The sequence below is a fragment of the Promicromonospora sp. NPDC060271 genome, from assembly GCF_042726755.1.
GTDB lineage: Bacteria > Actinomycetota > Actinomycetes > Actinomycetales > Cellulomonadaceae > Promicromonospora.
In genome coordinates this window covers 1-14,427 of sequence record NZ_JBHXBG010000004.1, presented here as the reverse complement: position 1 = coordinate 14,427, position 14,427 = coordinate 1, and the positions used below count along the sequence as shown (strand labels likewise).

The 14,427-nt window shown below is 71.9% G+C and carries 14 protein-coding genes; 9 read left to right on the top strand and 5 right to left on the bottom strand.

Translation table 11 applies throughout. The annotated features are described in order from the left end of the window. Positions 1–7: 7 nt before the first annotated feature. The gene (locus tag ACFWE2_RS01160; RefSeq protein ID WP_377222367.1) at positions 8–1,084 is read left to right on the top strand and encodes an App1 family protein; all 1,077 of its coding nucleotides are present in this window, start codon (positions 8–10) and stop codon (positions 1,082–1,084) included. On the opposite strand, the gene ACFWE2_RS01155 is transcribed toward ACFWE2_RS01160, so the two are convergent. Next, complete coding sequence (locus ACFWE2_RS01155; protein ID WP_377222366.1) at positions 1,074–2,381, bottom strand: NYN domain-containing protein; 1,308 nt, start codon at positions 2,379–2,381, stop codon at positions 1,074–1,076. The two genes, ACFWE2_RS01160 and ACFWE2_RS01155, sit on opposite strands and share 11 nt — an antisense overlap. 108 nt (positions 2,382–2,489) lie before the next feature. Between ACFWE2_RS01155 and ACFWE2_RS01150 the strand changes: the two genes are divergently transcribed. Beyond that, positions 2,490–3,107 (top strand): TetR family transcriptional regulator, encoded by a 618-nt coding sequence (locus ACFWE2_RS01150; protein WP_377222365.1) that lies wholly within the window; start codon positions 2,490–2,492, stop codon positions 3,105–3,107. Between the two features lie 30 nt (positions 3,108–3,137). After that, positions 3,138–4,010 carry an LLM class F420-dependent oxidoreductase gene (locus ACFWE2_RS01145; RefSeq protein ID WP_377222364.1) on the top strand — a complete coding sequence of 291 codons (873 nt, stop codon included), beginning with the start codon at positions 3,138–3,140 and terminating at the stop codon, positions 4,008–4,010. A 37-nt stretch (positions 4,011–4,047) separates the two neighbouring features. Here ACFWE2_RS01145 and ACFWE2_RS01140 read toward each other — a convergent pair whose 3' ends face one another. Together ACFWE2_RS01140 and ACFWE2_RS01135 are read right to left on the bottom strand one after the other, a co-directional pair. Then, complete coding sequence (locus ACFWE2_RS01140; RefSeq protein WP_377222418.1) at positions 4,048–4,662, bottom strand: DNA-3-methyladenine glycosylase I; 615 nt, start codon at positions 4,660–4,662, stop codon at positions 4,048–4,050. 134 nt (positions 4,663–4,796) lie between these two features. Next, the gene (locus ACFWE2_RS01135) at positions 4,797–5,684 is read right to left on the bottom strand and encodes a TetR/AcrR family transcriptional regulator (RefSeq protein ID WP_377222363.1); all 888 of its coding nucleotides are present in this window, start codon (positions 5,682–5,684) and stop codon (positions 4,797–4,799) included. A gap of 130 nt (positions 5,685–5,814) precedes the next feature. Here ACFWE2_RS01135 and ACFWE2_RS01130 point away from each other — a divergent pair, with 130 nt between their 5' ends. The 6 genes from ACFWE2_RS01130 to rlmC are packed head-to-tail and all read left to right on the top strand — an operon-like array spanning position 5,815 to position 11,655. Then, positions 5,815–6,783, top strand: a complete 969-nt coding sequence (locus ACFWE2_RS01130) for an ATP-binding cassette domain-containing protein (protein WP_377222362.1) — start codon at positions 5,815–5,817, stop codon at positions 6,781–6,783. Beyond that, on the top strand, positions 6,780–7,547 hold the full coding sequence (locus ACFWE2_RS01125) for an ABC transporter permease (RefSeq protein ID WP_377222361.1): 768 nt from the start codon (positions 6,780–6,782) through the stop codon (positions 7,545–7,547). The genes ACFWE2_RS01130 and ACFWE2_RS01125 overlap by 4 nt, the downstream gene beginning before the upstream one ends. A gap of 46 nt (positions 7,548–7,593) precedes the next feature. Then, the gene (locus ACFWE2_RS01120; protein WP_377222360.1) at positions 7,594–8,313 is read left to right on the top strand and encodes a DUF2306 domain-containing protein; all 720 of its coding nucleotides are present in this window, start codon (positions 7,594–7,596) and stop codon (positions 8,311–8,313) included. Between the two features lie 29 nt (positions 8,314–8,342). Further along, positions 8,343–8,963, top strand: coding sequence for a DinB family protein (locus ACFWE2_RS01115; protein WP_377222359.1), 621 nt, complete (start codon positions 8,343–8,345; stop codon positions 8,961–8,963). A 33-nt stretch (positions 8,964–8,996) separates the two neighbouring features. Beyond that, positions 8,997–10,361 (top strand): M15 family metallopeptidase, encoded by a 1,365-nt coding sequence (locus ACFWE2_RS01110; protein ID WP_377222358.1) that lies wholly within the window; start codon positions 8,997–8,999, stop codon positions 10,359–10,361. Between the two features lie 55 nt (positions 10,362–10,416). Further along, a complete protein-coding gene (gene rlmC, locus ACFWE2_RS01105) occupies positions 10,417–11,655 on the top strand; it encodes a 23S rRNA (uracil(747)-C(5))-methyltransferase RlmC (protein WP_377222357.1) in 1,239 nt (412 codons plus the stop codon). Here rlmC and ACFWE2_RS01100 read toward each other — a convergent pair. Continuing rightward, the gene (locus tag ACFWE2_RS01100) at positions 11,622–13,184 is read right to left on the bottom strand and encodes a hypothetical protein (RefSeq protein WP_377222356.1); all 1,563 of its coding nucleotides are present in this window, start codon (positions 13,182–13,184) and stop codon (positions 11,622–11,624) included. The genes rlmC and ACFWE2_RS01100 overlap by 34 nt on opposite strands. A 199-nt stretch (positions 13,185–13,383) precedes the next feature. Continuing rightward, positions 13,384–14,427: zf-HC2 domain-containing protein (locus ACFWE2_RS01095; protein ID WP_377222355.1), on the bottom strand; the 1,044-nt coding region annotated here is incomplete at its 5' end.

The window sequence follows — 14,427 nt, the reverse complement described above, 5'->3', positions numbered from 1 at the left end:
ATCGGGTGTGGCCACTCCTACCCCGCACCCCTCACAGCGCCCGCACCTCGCCGCGGTGGTGGAAGACCATTTCTACGCCGCGGCGGGGCGGGTGCTCCGCCGCGCCGGCTGGCACCCCCGCCTCGAGACCTACAGCGGCTACGGCACGCCGGACCAGGTGCGGGTGCTCGCACGCGTGCTGCTCTCCCGGCCGCGTCCCGCTGCCCCGGACCTCGAGGCGCTCCGCGCAGGGCGGCGCGGGTTCCGCCACTTTCTCACCGTGCCGGTGCCGCACTGCCGCGTGCGGCTCCAGGTCGGCGGCCACGTCTCCGTCGTGACGAGCGACCGCGCCGGCTACATCGACGTCGAGCTGCCCACCGACGCCCCGCTGTCGGCCGGGTGGCACTCCGCGAACCTGACGGTGCTCGACGAGGCCGACCCGTGGGAGGCCGAGGCGCTGATCCGGGTGCTCGACGAGCGGACCGAGTTCGGCGTCATCAGCGACATGGACGACACGACGATGGTGACCGCGGTGCCGCGGCCCCTGCTCGCGGCATGGAACACGTTCGTGCGGCACTCCAGCGCGCGGCGAGCCGTACCCGGCATGCCCGAGCTGTACCGGGCCCTGCAGCAGGCGCACCCCGACGCCGGCTTCTTCTACCTGTCGACCGGTGCGTGGAACACCGCGAACACGCTGCGCGCCTTCCTCTCGCGGCACTCCTACCCGCGCGGGCCGCTGCTCCTGACCGACTGGGGACCCACCCTCACCGGATGGTTCCGCAGCGGACCGGCCCACAAGGAAGCGAGCCTCGAGCACCTGATGTCGTGGTTCCCGCACGTGCGCTGGCTGCTCATCGGCGACGACGGACAGCATGACCCGCAGATCTACGCGAAGGCCGTGGACCGCCGTCCCGACCGCGTGCGGGCGGTGGCGATCCGGCAGCTCACCGGCGGGCAGCAGGTGCTCGCCGGGAACCTCCCGGACGGCGGCACCCCGGACGCCGACCTCGAGGTGCGTCCGGTGCCGACCGTCTACGGGCGGGACGGCGGCGAGCTGACCCGTCAGCTCGCGGCGATCCCCGGTGTGCTCGAGCTCAGGCGGTGACGAGGTAGTCGTCCGCGTCGTCGTCCCAGGCCAGGGATACCGCGCCTGCGGCCTCCGCGGCCTTCGCGAACTGCAGGAACCCGCGGAAGCCGAGCGCCTTCTCCGAGAAGTCGGGACGCTTCTTGCGCACGGCGTTCTTCAGCCCGGACAGCGCGGCCGAGCCGTTCGACTCCCGAACCACGTCACGCAGCAGCACGAAGGCCGCATCGGTGTCACCCTGCTCCGGCAGCGAGACCTCCGGGTCACCCGTCGACGGGCCGGTCGCGAGCTCGACGAACCCGCGGTCGGCGAGGAACCGCAGGAACTCACCGAACGTACGGAACCCGTAGTCGGACTCGCTGAACGTCGGGTCCTTGCGCAGCAGCGTCCGCTTCAGGGCGGACGCCGTCACGGCGCCGCTCGTCGAGGACTGCAGGTCGGCGAGGGTCTGCGCCACACGTACCTCCATGGGCACGTCGCTCGGCTCCGGGGCCTCCTCCTCCGGCTCGCGCACGTCGATCTCCACCTCGGCCTCCGGCGCGACCTCGACGGGTGCGGGCGCGGGGTCGGCCTTCCTGCGGCGGCGGGTGGCGGGCTTCGCCTCCGGCTCGACGACGTCCGGCTCGACGACGTCGGGTACGACGACGTCGGGCGCCGCGGCCTCGGCGACGGCCTCGGCAACCGCCTCGGCGGCCTTGGCGCGGCGCGAGGTCGTCGGGGCCTTCTGCGTGGTGGCGGGGGCGAGGGCGGCGGCTGCGGCGGCGCGGTCCGGCGCGGCGGCCGGCCGGCGCGAGCGGGAGCCGCGCTTCGGGGCAGGGGCGCCCTGGTCCTCGTCGGGCACCTCGACGCCTTCGAGGCGGTCGTAGAAGAGGAACTCGTCGCAGGCGGCGGGCAGCAGCCGCGACGTCGACTTCTCGACGCCCACGCCGATCACGCGCTTGTTCAGCTCGCGGAGCTTGTGGACGAGCGGCGAGAAGTCGCTGTCACCCGTGCACATCACGAACGTCGAGATGTAGTCGCGCTCGAAGGCCATCTCGATGGCGTCGACCACCATCTTGATGTCGGCCGCGTTCTTGCGGGACGCGCCCATCCGCTGGGTCATCTCGATCAGCTCGACCTGGTGCCGGGTCAGCATGCGGCGGTCCTCGTCGAAGTACGACCAGTCCGCGTAGGCCCGGCGCGCTACGACGCGGCCGCGCACGGCGAGGGCGTCGGCGATCGGGCCGAAGTCGAACTGCATCCCGCCCAGGTGCTCCCGGGCGCCGAGCGCCAGGTTCTCGTAGTCGATGAAGACTGCAAGGCGTTCTTCGAGGTCCATGCTCGCCACTCTAGGGGGTTTCCAGGTCGCCGAGCGAAAGGGTGAAATCTGCCGTGTCGAGCGGTGCTGTCCGGGTCCGGAAGCAGCTTGTTCCCTACTATCGATCACATGGCCGAGGTAACCGCCGAGTACGAGGATCCGATCTCCAGCCGGAGTCGCATCATCGCCGCCGCGGTGCGTCTCACCTGTGCCGACGGCTGGTCGAAGGTGACGATGGGCCGTCTCGCCGGCGAGGCGGGCGTGAGCAGGCAGACCGTGTACAACGCGGTCGGCAGTCGCGAGGACCTGGCCGAGGCGATGGTGCTCACCGAGTCGGCGAAGTTCGTCTTCACGATCGTCGAGGGCTTCGAGAACCACCCGGACGACCTGCTGTCGGCGATCCACGCGGCCGTGGAGAACACGCTGGTGCTCGCGGAGGGGAACGCGCTGCTCCGCGCGGTGGTTTCGGCGACGCACGGCGCGGACACCGAGCTGCTGCCCTTGCTCACGACCCACTCGGAGCCGCTGCTCGGCACGCTGATGGTCGTGGTGCAGGACCGGGTCGACCAGTACGAGATCGACCTGGAGCCGGAGCGGATCACGGCGATCATCGACATGGTGGTGCGGTCCGCGCTGAGCCACGTCATGCAGCCGACGGCGACACCGCGCCAGACCGCCGACTCGATCACCTGGTTCGTCGCCCGGATCCTCGGTCGGACGGGAGAGCTCACCGGCTCCCGCGCTTGACGTCGCGCGTCGTGGGAGGAGGATCGGGGCATGAGAATCGGCACCCACTTCATGCGTTTCGACTCGATGGAGCCCGCCCGGATGCGTACCGAGCTGGCGGACGCAGCCCGGTACGCGGACGACGGTGGCGTCACGTGGGTCTCCGTGATGGACCACTACTTCCAGATGGAGCACCAGGGCTTCCCGGCGTCCGACCCGATGCTGGAGGCGTACACGACCCTCGGCTACCTCGCGGGGGTCACCGAGAAGGTGCAGCTCGGCGCGCTGGTGACCGGCGTGACGTACCGCTACCCCGGCCTGTTGGCCAAGATCGTCGCATCGCTCGACGTGGTCTCGGGTGGCCGCGCGACATACGGCATCGGCGCCGCCTGGTACGACAAGGAGCACGCGGCCCTCGGCGTCCCGTTCCCGCCGCTCAAGGACCGCTTCGAGATGCTTGAGGAGACGGTCCGGATCGCGCGCCAGATGTACGACCTGGACAACGACGGCCCCTTCGAGGGCAAGCACTACCAGCTCGCCGAGACGCTGTGCTCGCCGGCGCCGCTGTCCGGCCCGGAGATCATGATCGGCGGTTCGGGGGAGAAGCGGACGCTCCGGCTCGTCGCGCAGTACGCGGACGCGTGCAACCTGTTCGCCGAGACGCCCGAGCGGCTCCGTCACCTGCTGGACGTGCTGCACCGGCACTGCGACGACGTCGGCCGCGACCCCGCCGACATCCGCGTCACGATGCTGCACCGCGGCGCACCGATCGGCCCGGGTGACACCGCGGCGTTCGTCGAGGAGATGCGTGGCTTCGCCCGGCACGGGGTGGACACCGTGATCCTCCGCCCACCGGCGACCTCCCTCGCCGCGTGGGTCCGCGACGCGGTCCTCCCGGTCGTGGAGCCGTGCGCCGAGCTATGACGTTCAGCTGACCACCGCGTTCAGCTGACCATCACGCTCAGCTGACCCCGCCCGGCGCGAGCACCCGGGCGCGCCCGAGCACCACCGGGCAGGTGGCCACGTGGTCGTCCACGAGCCCGCAGGCCTGCATCGCCGCATAGGCGGTCGTCGGGCCGATGAACCGGAAACCCTGCTTCTTCATCGCCTTGCTCATGGCCTTCGACTCGGCGGTCCACCCGGGGATGTCGCCGAAGGCGGCCGGGCGCTCGCGGGCGCCCGGTGCGGGGGCGAAGGACCAGAACAGCTCGTCGAGCGTGCGGCCGGAGTCGTGCAGGGCGATGACCGCGCGCGCGTTGTCGATCGTGGCCTCGATCTTCATCCGGTTCCGGATGATGCGGGCGTCGGCGAGCAACCGTTCGACGTCGTCGGAACCGAAGGCCGCGACCTTCTCCGGGTCGAACCCCTCGAAGACCTCCCGGAACGCCGGACGTTTGCGCAGCACGGTGATCCAGGAGAGCCCGGACTGGAAGCCCTCCAGCGCGATGCGCTCCAGCAGGGCCTGCTCGCCGTGCACGGGCCGGCCCCACTCGTCGTCGTGGTACGCCTCGTAGAGCGGGTCGCCGTCACCGAAGCAGCGCAGCGCACCCGGAGCCGCTGTCCCGCCGTCTGTCATGGGATCACTTGTCACGGCACCACTCTGACGCACGCCTCCGACAGTCCGCCCCTCCCGGCCGCTCGCCTGTGGATGACGTCCGAAAATCGCCGCCTGTGGTCGTGCCAGAACCGGTGTGCCACCGTGTGACGGGCTCAGGACCGGTCGTCGGGCAGCGCGCCGCGGCGCCTGAAGTAGGCCTCGACGCCGTCGAGCACCACCGCGATCCCGAACGCGATGTCGTCGTCCGTCGGCGCGGTGGTGGAGCTCTCCGGCCACGTGGCGAACGCCTCGAACAGGTTCGGATACGTCTGCGGGTCGGCGTAGCGGGCCAGCGCGGTCTCGAAGTCGGCGTAGGGGTTGGCCGCCTCGATAGCGGCGGGGTCGAGCTCGGACTCAGGGGTCCTCTCGGGCAGGCCGGCCTCGCGGCGTACGTGCTGGACGGCCGCACGCCTTGACTCGATGTGCACGCGAGCCTCGCCCAGGACGTGCTGGGCGAGCAGGCCGACCACCGCGAGCTTCTCGTCGGGAGGCAGGTCGAGCGGGCGCAGCACGCCGAACGCCTGGTCGAGCCAGCGCACCCGGTTCGGCCCGGGCGGTGCGGCGGACAGCGGCAGCTCGAGCATCCACGGGCGGGCGATCCCCAGCTCGATCTGGGCACGCGTCCAGCGCTCGAGTCCCGCACGCCAGCCGGTGCCGTCCGGGATGTCGGGCAGCTCGGCCGCCACGGCGTCGGACATCAGGACCAGCAGCTCCTCCTTGCCGGAGACGTGCCGGTAGATGGCCATGGGCGTGTAGCCGACGGCGTCCGCGACCCGGGCCATCGAGACGGCGGCGAGCCCCTCGGCATCCGCCAGGTCCATGGCGGCCTGCACGATCTGCGCGGCGGACAGCGCTGGTCTGGGGCCGCGCCGGCGGGGTGCGGCAGCGCCCCACAGCCGCTGCACGACAGCGGGCAGCTCGCGCGCCGGCCCCGTGCCGTCCGGCTGTCCGGGCGGCGTCTGCGGCTGCTCGGCGGGTTCGGGCGTGGTGTCGGTGCTCATCGGATCCCATCCTGCCCTGATCAGCCGTCCGAGCCGATCCGAAACTCTCTTGACCACATACTGTTTACGCCCCACACTAAAACGCGTAGGCCATACACAGTAACTGGCTGCCGCCAGGAGGAGAGAGACGATGACAGCGATCGTGACGGCCGAAGGCCTGCACAAGTCCTTCGCCAGACGAGGTTCGTCGGGCCCGCCCGTGCTGGACGGACTCGACCTGGAGCTCGAGGAGGGGCAGGTGCTCGCGCTGCTCGGCCCCAACGGTGCGGGCAAGACCACTACCGTCCGCATCCTGGCGACGCTGCTGCGGCCCGACGCGGGCCGCGCGACGGTCGCCGGGTTCGACGTGGTCCGGGACGTGCGCCGGATCCGCGAGCTCATCAGCCTCACGGGACAGCAGGTGGCCGTCGACGACAAGCAGTCGGGCGCCGAGAACCTGACGATGATGGGCCGCCTCGCGCATCTCCCGCGCCGCGTCGTGCGCGACCGCGTGGCGGAGCTGCTGACGGCGTTCGACCTGTCGGACGCGGCGCACCGGCAGGTCGGCACGTGGTCCGGCGGCATGCGTCGGCGGCTCGACCTGGCAGCGGGCCTGCTGACCAGGCCACGTGTCATGTTCCTCGACGAGCCCACCACGGGCCTCGACCCGAGGTCGCGGCAGGCGCTGTGGGACGTCGTCCGCGACGTCGTCGACGAAGGCACCAGCGTGTTCCTCACCACCCAGTATCTGGAGGAGGCGGACCGGCTCGCGCAGCGGGTGGCGCTCGTCGACGGCGGCCGGATCGTCGCCGACGGCACCCCCGCTCAGCTCAAGAGCCAGGTCGGGGAGGCGGGCGTCGAGCTGACGTTCGCCACCCTGTCCGACGTCGGCCGCGTGGCCCCCGCCCTCGGGGTCGCGACCCTCGACGGAACGCGGGTACGCGTGCCCACCGACGGCTCGGTCGGGCACGTACGAGCCGTGCTCGCCGCGGTCGAGGCAACGGGAGTGACACCGGAGCACTGGGAGGTGCGGGTGCCCAGCCTCGACGACGTCTTCCTCACCCTGACCGGGCACGCGGGCAAGGACAGCTCGGCACGGACGGCGGGGGTGGCGGCATGACGCACCTCGTGAGCGATGTCTCGACCATGGCGGCGCGCAGCCTGCGCCTCGTCTCGAGGGACGTGGACGCCATGATCACGGCGGTCGTGCTGCCCGTGATCATCCTCCTGATGTTCGTGCTCGTCTTCGGCGGCGCCGTCGACATCGGCACGGACTACATCGACTACGTGACGCCGGGCGTGATCCTGCTGGCGGCCGGGTTCGGCGCGGCGAACACCGCGCTCGCCGTCGAGCGCGACATGTCGAGCGGCATGGTCGACCGGCTCAGGTCCATGCCCATGACCGCCTGGACCGTGCTCTCGGGCCACGTGGTCGCGAGCCTCGCGAAGAACCTGGTGACCACCGCGATCGTGTTCGGGGTGTCGATGCTGCTGGGCTTCCGGCCCGAGGCCTCCGTCCTGGAGTGGCTCGCCGCTGTGGGCATGATCCTGCTGTTCGTCGGCTGGATCACCTGGCTCGCCGCCCTGGTGGGCGTGCTCGTCCGGTCGCCCGACGCCGCCGGCGGCTTCTCGTTCTTCGTGATGTTCCTGCCCTACGTGTCGAGCGCCTTCGTACCCGTCGACGAGCTGCCGTCGTGGCTGCGCGGCTTCGCGGAGCACCAGCCGGTGACGCCGGTGATCGAGACGGTGCGCAACCTGCTCTCGGGTGACGTCGCGGCGACCGCGGACCCGACGGGCGTGGCGATGCTCGCCGTCAGCTGGTGCGTGGGGCTCGGCCTGCTCTTCGCGGTGGCGGCCGGCCTGGCGTTCCGTGCCCGGCGCTGACGTGGTGCACGTCCCGACCTTCCGACCCGACGAAAGCAGGCAGGACATGGCGACCGACACGACCACCGCACCGGCACCGGCCGGCGCGCCCAGGAAGATCCGCTGGTGGCGGCGTCCCTGGATCGCGCCCCTGGCGATCATCACGGCAGTGTTCCTCGCGACCGCCCTGCCACGCTACGTGGGCCTGGACCCGGCACAGTCCCTCGTCCCGACGGACCGGGGTCCCGCGTTCTACTCGGCGCTCGTGACCCATATCTTCGCTGGGTCGATCATGCTGAGCGCCGGCGTGCTGCAGCTCTGGCCGTGGCTGCGCGCGCACCATCCGCACGTGCACCGCTGGAGCGGCCGGGTCTACGTGGCGTCCGCGATCCCGACCGCCGTCGCGGCGCTCGTCGTCGCACAGTTCCCGAGCGCCGGCGTGGCGCAGCAGGTGGCGAACACGGTGATGGGCACCCTGCTCCTGACGTTCACCCTGCTCGGTTACCGCGCGGTACGACAGCGGCGCTTCGCCGATCACCGGGAGTGGATGGTCCGCAGCACGGCACTGGCCTTCTCGATAGTGGCCAACAGGTTCTGGTCCACCTTTCTCATCGCCGTCTACGTCCCGGGGGCGCTGACCGACCCGAACATCGGCTTCGGCTCGCCCGAGATCGAGGGGGCCGCGATCGCGTCGGCCTGGATGTCGTTCGTCGCGAACCTGCTGTTCGCCGAGTGGTGGCTGCACCGCAAGCCGAAGAAGCGCGGCCGGGCGCAAAAGGCTGGGTGAGTGTCAGTGCCTGAGGACACACTGTCCCCATGGCGCAGACGACTGACAGCGTGACCGGCCCGGGTGAGCTCGAGCAGAAGCAGGTCCTGAAGAAGTACCTGCAGGAAACCCGTGAGGCCCTCCTGTGGAAGCTGGAGGGCCTCACGGAGAAGCAGGCGCGCTGGCCCCTGGTGCCCTCGGGGAACAACCTGCTGGGCCTCGTGAAGCACTGCGCCAACATCGAGATCGGCTACTTCGGGCCGACCTTCGGCAAGGAGTGGCCCACCCCTGAGGAGGTCGTCTCCGAACAGCGGTGGGAGGAGGACCCGCAGGCCGACTGGTACGCCACCGCCGACGAGTCCGTCGCGTCCGTCACCGACCTCTACCGCCGGGCCTGGGCGTTCGCGGACGAGACCATCGACACGCTCCCGCTGGACGCCCCGGGCCGGGTGCCGTGGTGGTCGAACAGCGAGGTCACGCTGTTCCGCATCATCATCCACGTGAGCGACGAGATCGCCCGGCACGCCGGCCACGCCGACATCCTGCGCGAGCTGACCGACAGGTCCGTCGGCCTCCGCGCCGACAACACCAACATCCCGGACTGGGAGAAGAGCGAGGTCGAGCTGTACGTCGACAAGCTCAAGAACCTCGCGGAGCGCGCGGGGAATTAGCGTCCCGGCCGTAGATTCGCCAAACTTCGGGCCATGCCCCTCAACGCGGAGCCGCCCGCACCCGCCGGACCGCCACTCGACCCCGCCCTCGAGTCGAGCCCGCCCCATGGCACCACGGCCGAGGCACCGGACGAGGCCCGGCACCAGGGCGCGACGCCCGGCAGGGACCGTGCCCCGTCGGACGGCGGGTCGATGCGACCGCTGGTGGTCTTCCTGGTCGCCGCGGCAGTAGCGCTGGTGGTCAGCATCGTCTTCGCGCTCGTCCACGTGGGCAACGAGCGGGAGCGCACGCAGCTCGCCGACGCGCACGCCGACGTCGTCCAGGCGGTCGACGAAGGGCGCGCGACCCAGGAGGGTCTGGCCCAGCAGATCGCGACGGCGGAAAAGGTCCTCGCGGCCTCCGCGGGCAAGGTGGTCGACGCCGGCGTCCGCGACGACCTCGCCGGCCACATCGCGGCCGCCAGGGAGCTCGGCGCGACGCAGCCGCCGGCCGTACCCGAGCCCGGCACCGCGGCCCTCGACGCGCCCGAGGACATCGACGCGCTGGAGGCCGCGGCGACCGAGTGGGCGATCACCATGCACACGACGGCGACCACCCTCGTCGCGGCCACCGAGGACGTGCAGGCGTCGAACCGGCAGTGGCGGCAGAACCGCAAGGACGCGCAGGCCGAGGCCACCGCGGCGGCGGAACGTGCGAAGAAGACGGCCGCCCGGCTCAAGACGGCGAGGGCCACGCTCACCTCGGTCACCGCCCAGCTCGAGATCTCGGTGCGCGACTCCGCGTACACCCTGACCTGGACCGCCGAGACGGGCGCACCATCGGCCGTCCGCAAGGACCTCATGACCCGTCGCGCCGAGGGCAAGGCGGCGCTCGCGGCCGGGGCGAACCTGGACGACCTGCGCGCCGTCCAGGCGCTCGGCGAGCGGCGCGAGGCAGCGCGAGCCGCGATCGAGGCGGCGGCGTGGGACGCGCGCGCGACGGTCGCCGACGGCTCCAACGGTCGGCTCGACGTGGACGAGCTGTGCAAGGTCGGGGTCGGCCCCGAGGGACAGGACCAGTACCTGCGCTGCGACGCGGCCGAGGCCTGGAAGAAGCTCGGCGCCCGGTTCGAGGCGGAGTTCGGCAAGCCGCTGCGCGTGGAGTACGGCTACCGGCCCTACGACTGGCAGCTCCAGGCGCTCGACGAGTTCGGCAGCGGGCAGGTCGCGGCGCCGGGAACCTCGAACCACGGCTTGGCGCTGGCGGTGGACGTGCCGGTGGACGACGGCTTCCGCTTCGGCCGGCCGGAGTACGCGTGGCTCGCCGCGAACGGGCCAAAGCTCGGCTGGCACCACCCGGAGTGGGCGCGCGCGGGCGGTGGCCGCGAGGAGCCGTGGCACTTCGAGTACGCGGGCTGATGGCGGTGCGTCGGCGCTGATCAGGGCGTTTGCGTGCGGGTTGGATAATGGAGGCGTGCAGTGCCCTCACTACGACGCCGGCCGCTGCCACTCCTGCACCCTCCTGGAGATCGACTACCCCACCCAGGTGCTCGACAAGGAGCGGCACGTCGCCGCGCTCCTCGCCCCCGTCCTGGCAGGCAGGTCGGCAGCCGACCCAACGGCTGGTTCGTCGGTCTCGCCCACAGACTTGTCCACAGGTTCGGCCCTGACCTGGCTGCCCCCAGTCAGCAGCGCCGAGTCCGCCTTTCGCAACAAGGCGAAGATGGTGGTGAGCGGTACCGTGGCGGAGCCTGTCCTCGGCATCCTCGACAGGGCAGGCCACGGCGTCGACCTCACGGACTGCGGGCTCTACCCGGACGCCCTGCAGGCCTCCTTCGCTCCCCTTGCCGCGTTCGTCACGCGTGCGAACCTGGAGCCGTACCAGGTCTCGGGCGTCGGCAAGCGCGCGCAGCAGCGCGGCGAGCTCAAGTACCTGCTGGTGACCCTGTCGCCCGACCGCGAGCTCATGGTCCGGTTCGTGCTGCGCTCCCAGGAGGCGATCGCGCGGATCCGCAAGCACCTCGCGTCGCTGCAGGCTGAGCTTCCGGCGCTGGCCGTGGCCTCGGCGAACATCCAGCCGGCGCATGCCGCGGTGCTGGAGGGCGACCTCGAGATCCCGCTCACCGAGCGCACCACGCTCCCGATGCGCATCGACGACATCACGCTCGATCTGCGCCCGCAGAGCTTCTTCCAGACCAACACCGCGGTCGCGACCGAGCTCTACCGGCAGGCCAGTGCCTGGGTCTCCGAGCTCGACCCGAGCAGCGTCTGGGACCTGTACTGCGGGGTGGGTGGCTTCGCGCTGCACTGCGCCGCACCTGGGCGCGTCGTCACGGGTATCGAGATCAGCGCGGAGGCGGTGGCCGCGGCGTCGGGCACCGTGGAGAAGCTGCGCGACGGCGCAGGGGCGGCCCGCTTCCGGGACGTCACGTTCGCCGTGGGTGACGCGACCGCCTTCGCGGTCGGGCCGGACGCCCCCGACCTGCCCGAGATGGTGATCGTCAACCCGCCGCGCCGAGGTATCGGCGCGGACCTGGCGCAGTGGCTGGAGACCTCGGGGATCGAGCACGTCCTGTACTCGAGCTGCAACGCGACGACACTCGCCAAGGACCTCGCCGCGATGCCGTCGCTCCGGCCGGTGCGGGCGCGACTGCTCGACATGTTCCCGCAGACCTCGCACTACGAGGTGCTGGTCCTCCTGGAACGGGTGTGATCGGGCGGTACCGGCCGGTGGTCTCGTCCAGCGACCCACTCGATGCCTGGTCCGTGTGCGTCCAAGAGCTGGTGCGGGATGTCCGCTCCTCGGTCGGTCCTGGTCCAGGCGGCGGCGAATCCGTGGCTCGACGCAGAACCTGAGGTGTCTGGCGAGGCGTGGTTCCTCTTGGCCTGGCCCGGTGGCATCTTGTCCTTCTTCGCCTGGCCGGGCGGGACCTTGTCCTCCGCCTGACCCGGCGGGACCTCGTCCTTCTTGGCCTGGCCGGGCGGGATCTTGTCCTTCTTGGCCAGACCCGGTGGGACCCCGCCCTTCTTCGCGAGGCCGGGCGGGGTCTTGCCGTTCCCGGTTTCGCTCGGTGGGGTCGTGGCGTCCGGGGTGTCGGGGCCGCCCGAGCCGTCCGGGTCGTCAGCCCGGCCGGGCGGTACGTCGTCCTGCTTCACGAGGCCCGGCGGCTGCCCGGTCTTCTTCGTGAGGCCCGGGGGGAGGCCACTACCCTCCGCCAGGTCCGGCGTGACCGAACCGGTCGGCTCGGGAAGGTTCGTCGGGTCGGCCGCCCGGGAGGTCGGCGTCGCGTCCCGAACCGCCGTCCCCGCACGGTCAGGCGTGGAGACGGAGACCGTCCCGGTCTCGAGGGGAGCAGGCGTGCCCTCGATGCCGGTCACCCCCGTCGTGACGGCAGTGGTGAGGAAGAGTCCGCCGGCCACGGTGGCCGTCAGGCTCACCGGATCGGTCAGCGCGCTGCGGACGGTCAGGACCACTCGGGTGCCGAGGGCGGCGAGCCCGCCGCCCAGCCCGGCCCCGGTCGCGCCGGCGCCCGCTGCCGCGAACGCAGTGCCCGTCTCCGTCGCGGCCGCCGCGCCGAGCAGGAGAACGGGTGCGGCGGCGCGCAGCATCCAGTACGACTCCCGGACGTCGACGAAGGCCCTGGTACAGCCCGGGCACTGGACCATGTGGTCCTCGACCGTCTGCCGGCGGCCCGGCAGGAGACGGTTCCGCACGAAGTCGTGCATGGAGGCCCTGGTGGACTCGCACTCGGCGTTGTCGGCCGCGCCGGTGTGCGTCTCGGCGAAGCTGCTCGCGAGCCGGTTCTCGGCGCGACGGAGGCGGCGTTTGGCGGCGTAGGGCAGCACGCCTATCTCGTCGGCGATCGCGGCGACCGGGCGGGACCCCACGTGATGGTCCCACAGGAGCTGTTGATCACCGGCGGGCAGCCGCTCCATCGCCGTGGTCAGCACCTCGAAGTCCAGAGCGCGGCGGACCGGTGCGCTGAGGGCTTCCGCACGCGCGGTCTGCTCGTCCGCCGAGGGGTCCTCGTGCGCCATCTCGCGGGCCGCGTCCACGGCCGCTGCGCTCCAGAAGGCGACCGGGTCGGAGACGCCGCCTCTCATGAGCTCGACGCACAGCAGCTCGAGCCCGCGGCTCGCCGCCAGCTCCGGGTCGATACCGGGTACCCGTCGCGAGACCGTGAAGACGACAGCACGACGGTGCGCTGCCCACTGGCTGAGGTCCGCGCTGGTGACCGTCACGCCGACTCCCTCCCGCACGCGACAGCGCGCCGCGTGCCATCACGTTCCACGAAACCTCGGTCGTGCATGCTCGCAAAGAACGCACGCGCATGGAAGGTGCGGACGGCGTCGGTCGTCGATCTTGGGCTGTCGCCCAGCAATGCTGTGCGTTCGCACAGCGCTGCGGGGATGCGGGCCGGGTGTCGGGCCCGCATCGCCATCAGTTCCCTACCGCTGACTGAGCGTCGTCGGCGGCCTGGCCGGCGTTTCCGCCGACCGTGCCGAAGAACAGTGCCCAGATCTCGTCGAGCGTCATCGTGGCGAGGTCGATGCCGGGCAGGTCGGAGAGACCCAGGCTGAGGAGCAGGGCGTCCAGTGCCGCGCCGGGGCCAGGGGTCTCCGGGTCCGGGGTGTCCGGGGGATCCGTTGGATCCGGGGGGTCCGGCGGATCCGTAGGCTCGGGCGGGTTCGGCGGTTCGGTGGGCTCCGGCTCGGGCTGGGGCTGGGTCGGCGGCTTCACGGGGTCGGGCCGGTCCGCGCCGCCGCCAGGAGCCGGTTCGGCGGCCGGCGGGTTGTCGTCAGCGGGCTCGGGGTCGGCAACCTGCTGCTCGGGTGCCGGCGCCGGTTCGGCGTCCTCCTTGGGCGTGGTGGCCGGGCGCGGCGCCGGGTCGGCAGGCGGGATCGACGGCGGCCGCTCCTGTGTCGCCTCCTCAGGAGAGCCCGGCGCGCCACCGCCGCCACCGGCACCCCCACCACCCGTACCGCCGCCGGCTCCGTCACCGGCTCCGGCATCCTCGATCGCCTGGATCGGGGGCTGGTCGGCCTGGTTGGCGATCATCGCCGCGGCGGCGCCGCCGATCGCCAGCGCGGCCAGGACGCCGGCGGCGACGGCGGTCTCCTTCTTGCCGAACGAGCGTGGCCGCGCCCCACCGGCACCGGCACCGACGGCGCCGACCGCGCCAACGGCTCCGGTGGCCCAGCCGCCTGCGATGAGGTGTTGTCCGAGGTCGCGGAGCATCCAGGAGACCTCGCGGACGTCGACGAACGCGCGGGTGCATTCGCCGCAGCCGTCCATGTGGACCTCCAGGCGCCGTTGGCGGCGGGGTAGGAGGCGTCCTTTGAGGTAGTCGTGCATGGCGGCGCGGGTGGTGCGGCACTCGGGTTCGCCCACGCCTTGGGCGTGGGCGGCGGCGAAGGCGCCGGCGAGGCGTTCTTCGGCGCGGCGTAGGCGCATGGTGACGGCGTGGGGGCGGACGCCGAGGTG

What these genes read in the sequence shown, in the direction of transcription:
- ACFWE2_RS01155 (WP_377222366.1), bottom strand. Translation starts at nt 2,381, where the DNA reads ATGGACCTCGAAGAACGCCTTGCAGTCTTCATCGACTACGAGAACCTG.
- ACFWE2_RS01150 (WP_377222365.1), top strand. Translation starts at nt 2,490, where the DNA reads ATGGCCGAGGTAACCGCCGAGTACGAGGATCCGATCTCCAGCCGGAGT.
- ACFWE2_RS01145 (WP_377222364.1), top strand. Translation starts at nt 3,138, where the DNA reads ATGAGAATCGGCACCCACTTCATGCGTTTCGACTCGATGGAGCCCGCC.
- ACFWE2_RS01140 (WP_377222418.1), bottom strand. Translation starts at nt 4,662, where the DNA reads ATGACAGACGGCGGGACAGCGGCTCCGGGTGCGCTGCGCTGCTTCGGT.
- ACFWE2_RS01135 (WP_377222363.1), bottom strand. Translation starts at nt 5,684, where the DNA reads ATGAGCACCGACACCACGCCCGAACCCGCCGAGCAGCCGCAGACGCCG.
- ACFWE2_RS01130 (WP_377222362.1), top strand. Translation starts at nt 5,815, where the DNA reads ATGACAGCGATCGTGACGGCCGAAGGCCTGCACAAGTCCTTCGCCAGA.
- ACFWE2_RS01125 (WP_377222361.1), top strand. Translation starts at nt 6,780, where the DNA reads ATGACGCACCTCGTGAGCGATGTCTCGACCATGGCGGCGCGCAGCCTG.
- ACFWE2_RS01120 (WP_377222360.1), top strand. Translation starts at nt 7,594, where the DNA reads ATGGCGACCGACACGACCACCGCACCGGCACCGGCCGGCGCGCCCAGG.
- ACFWE2_RS01115 (WP_377222359.1), top strand. Translation starts at nt 8,343, where the DNA reads ATGGCGCAGACGACTGACAGCGTGACCGGCCCGGGTGAGCTCGAGCAG.
- ACFWE2_RS01110 (WP_377222358.1), top strand. Translation starts at nt 8,997, where the DNA reads ATGCCCCTCAACGCGGAGCCGCCCGCACCCGCCGGACCGCCACTCGAC.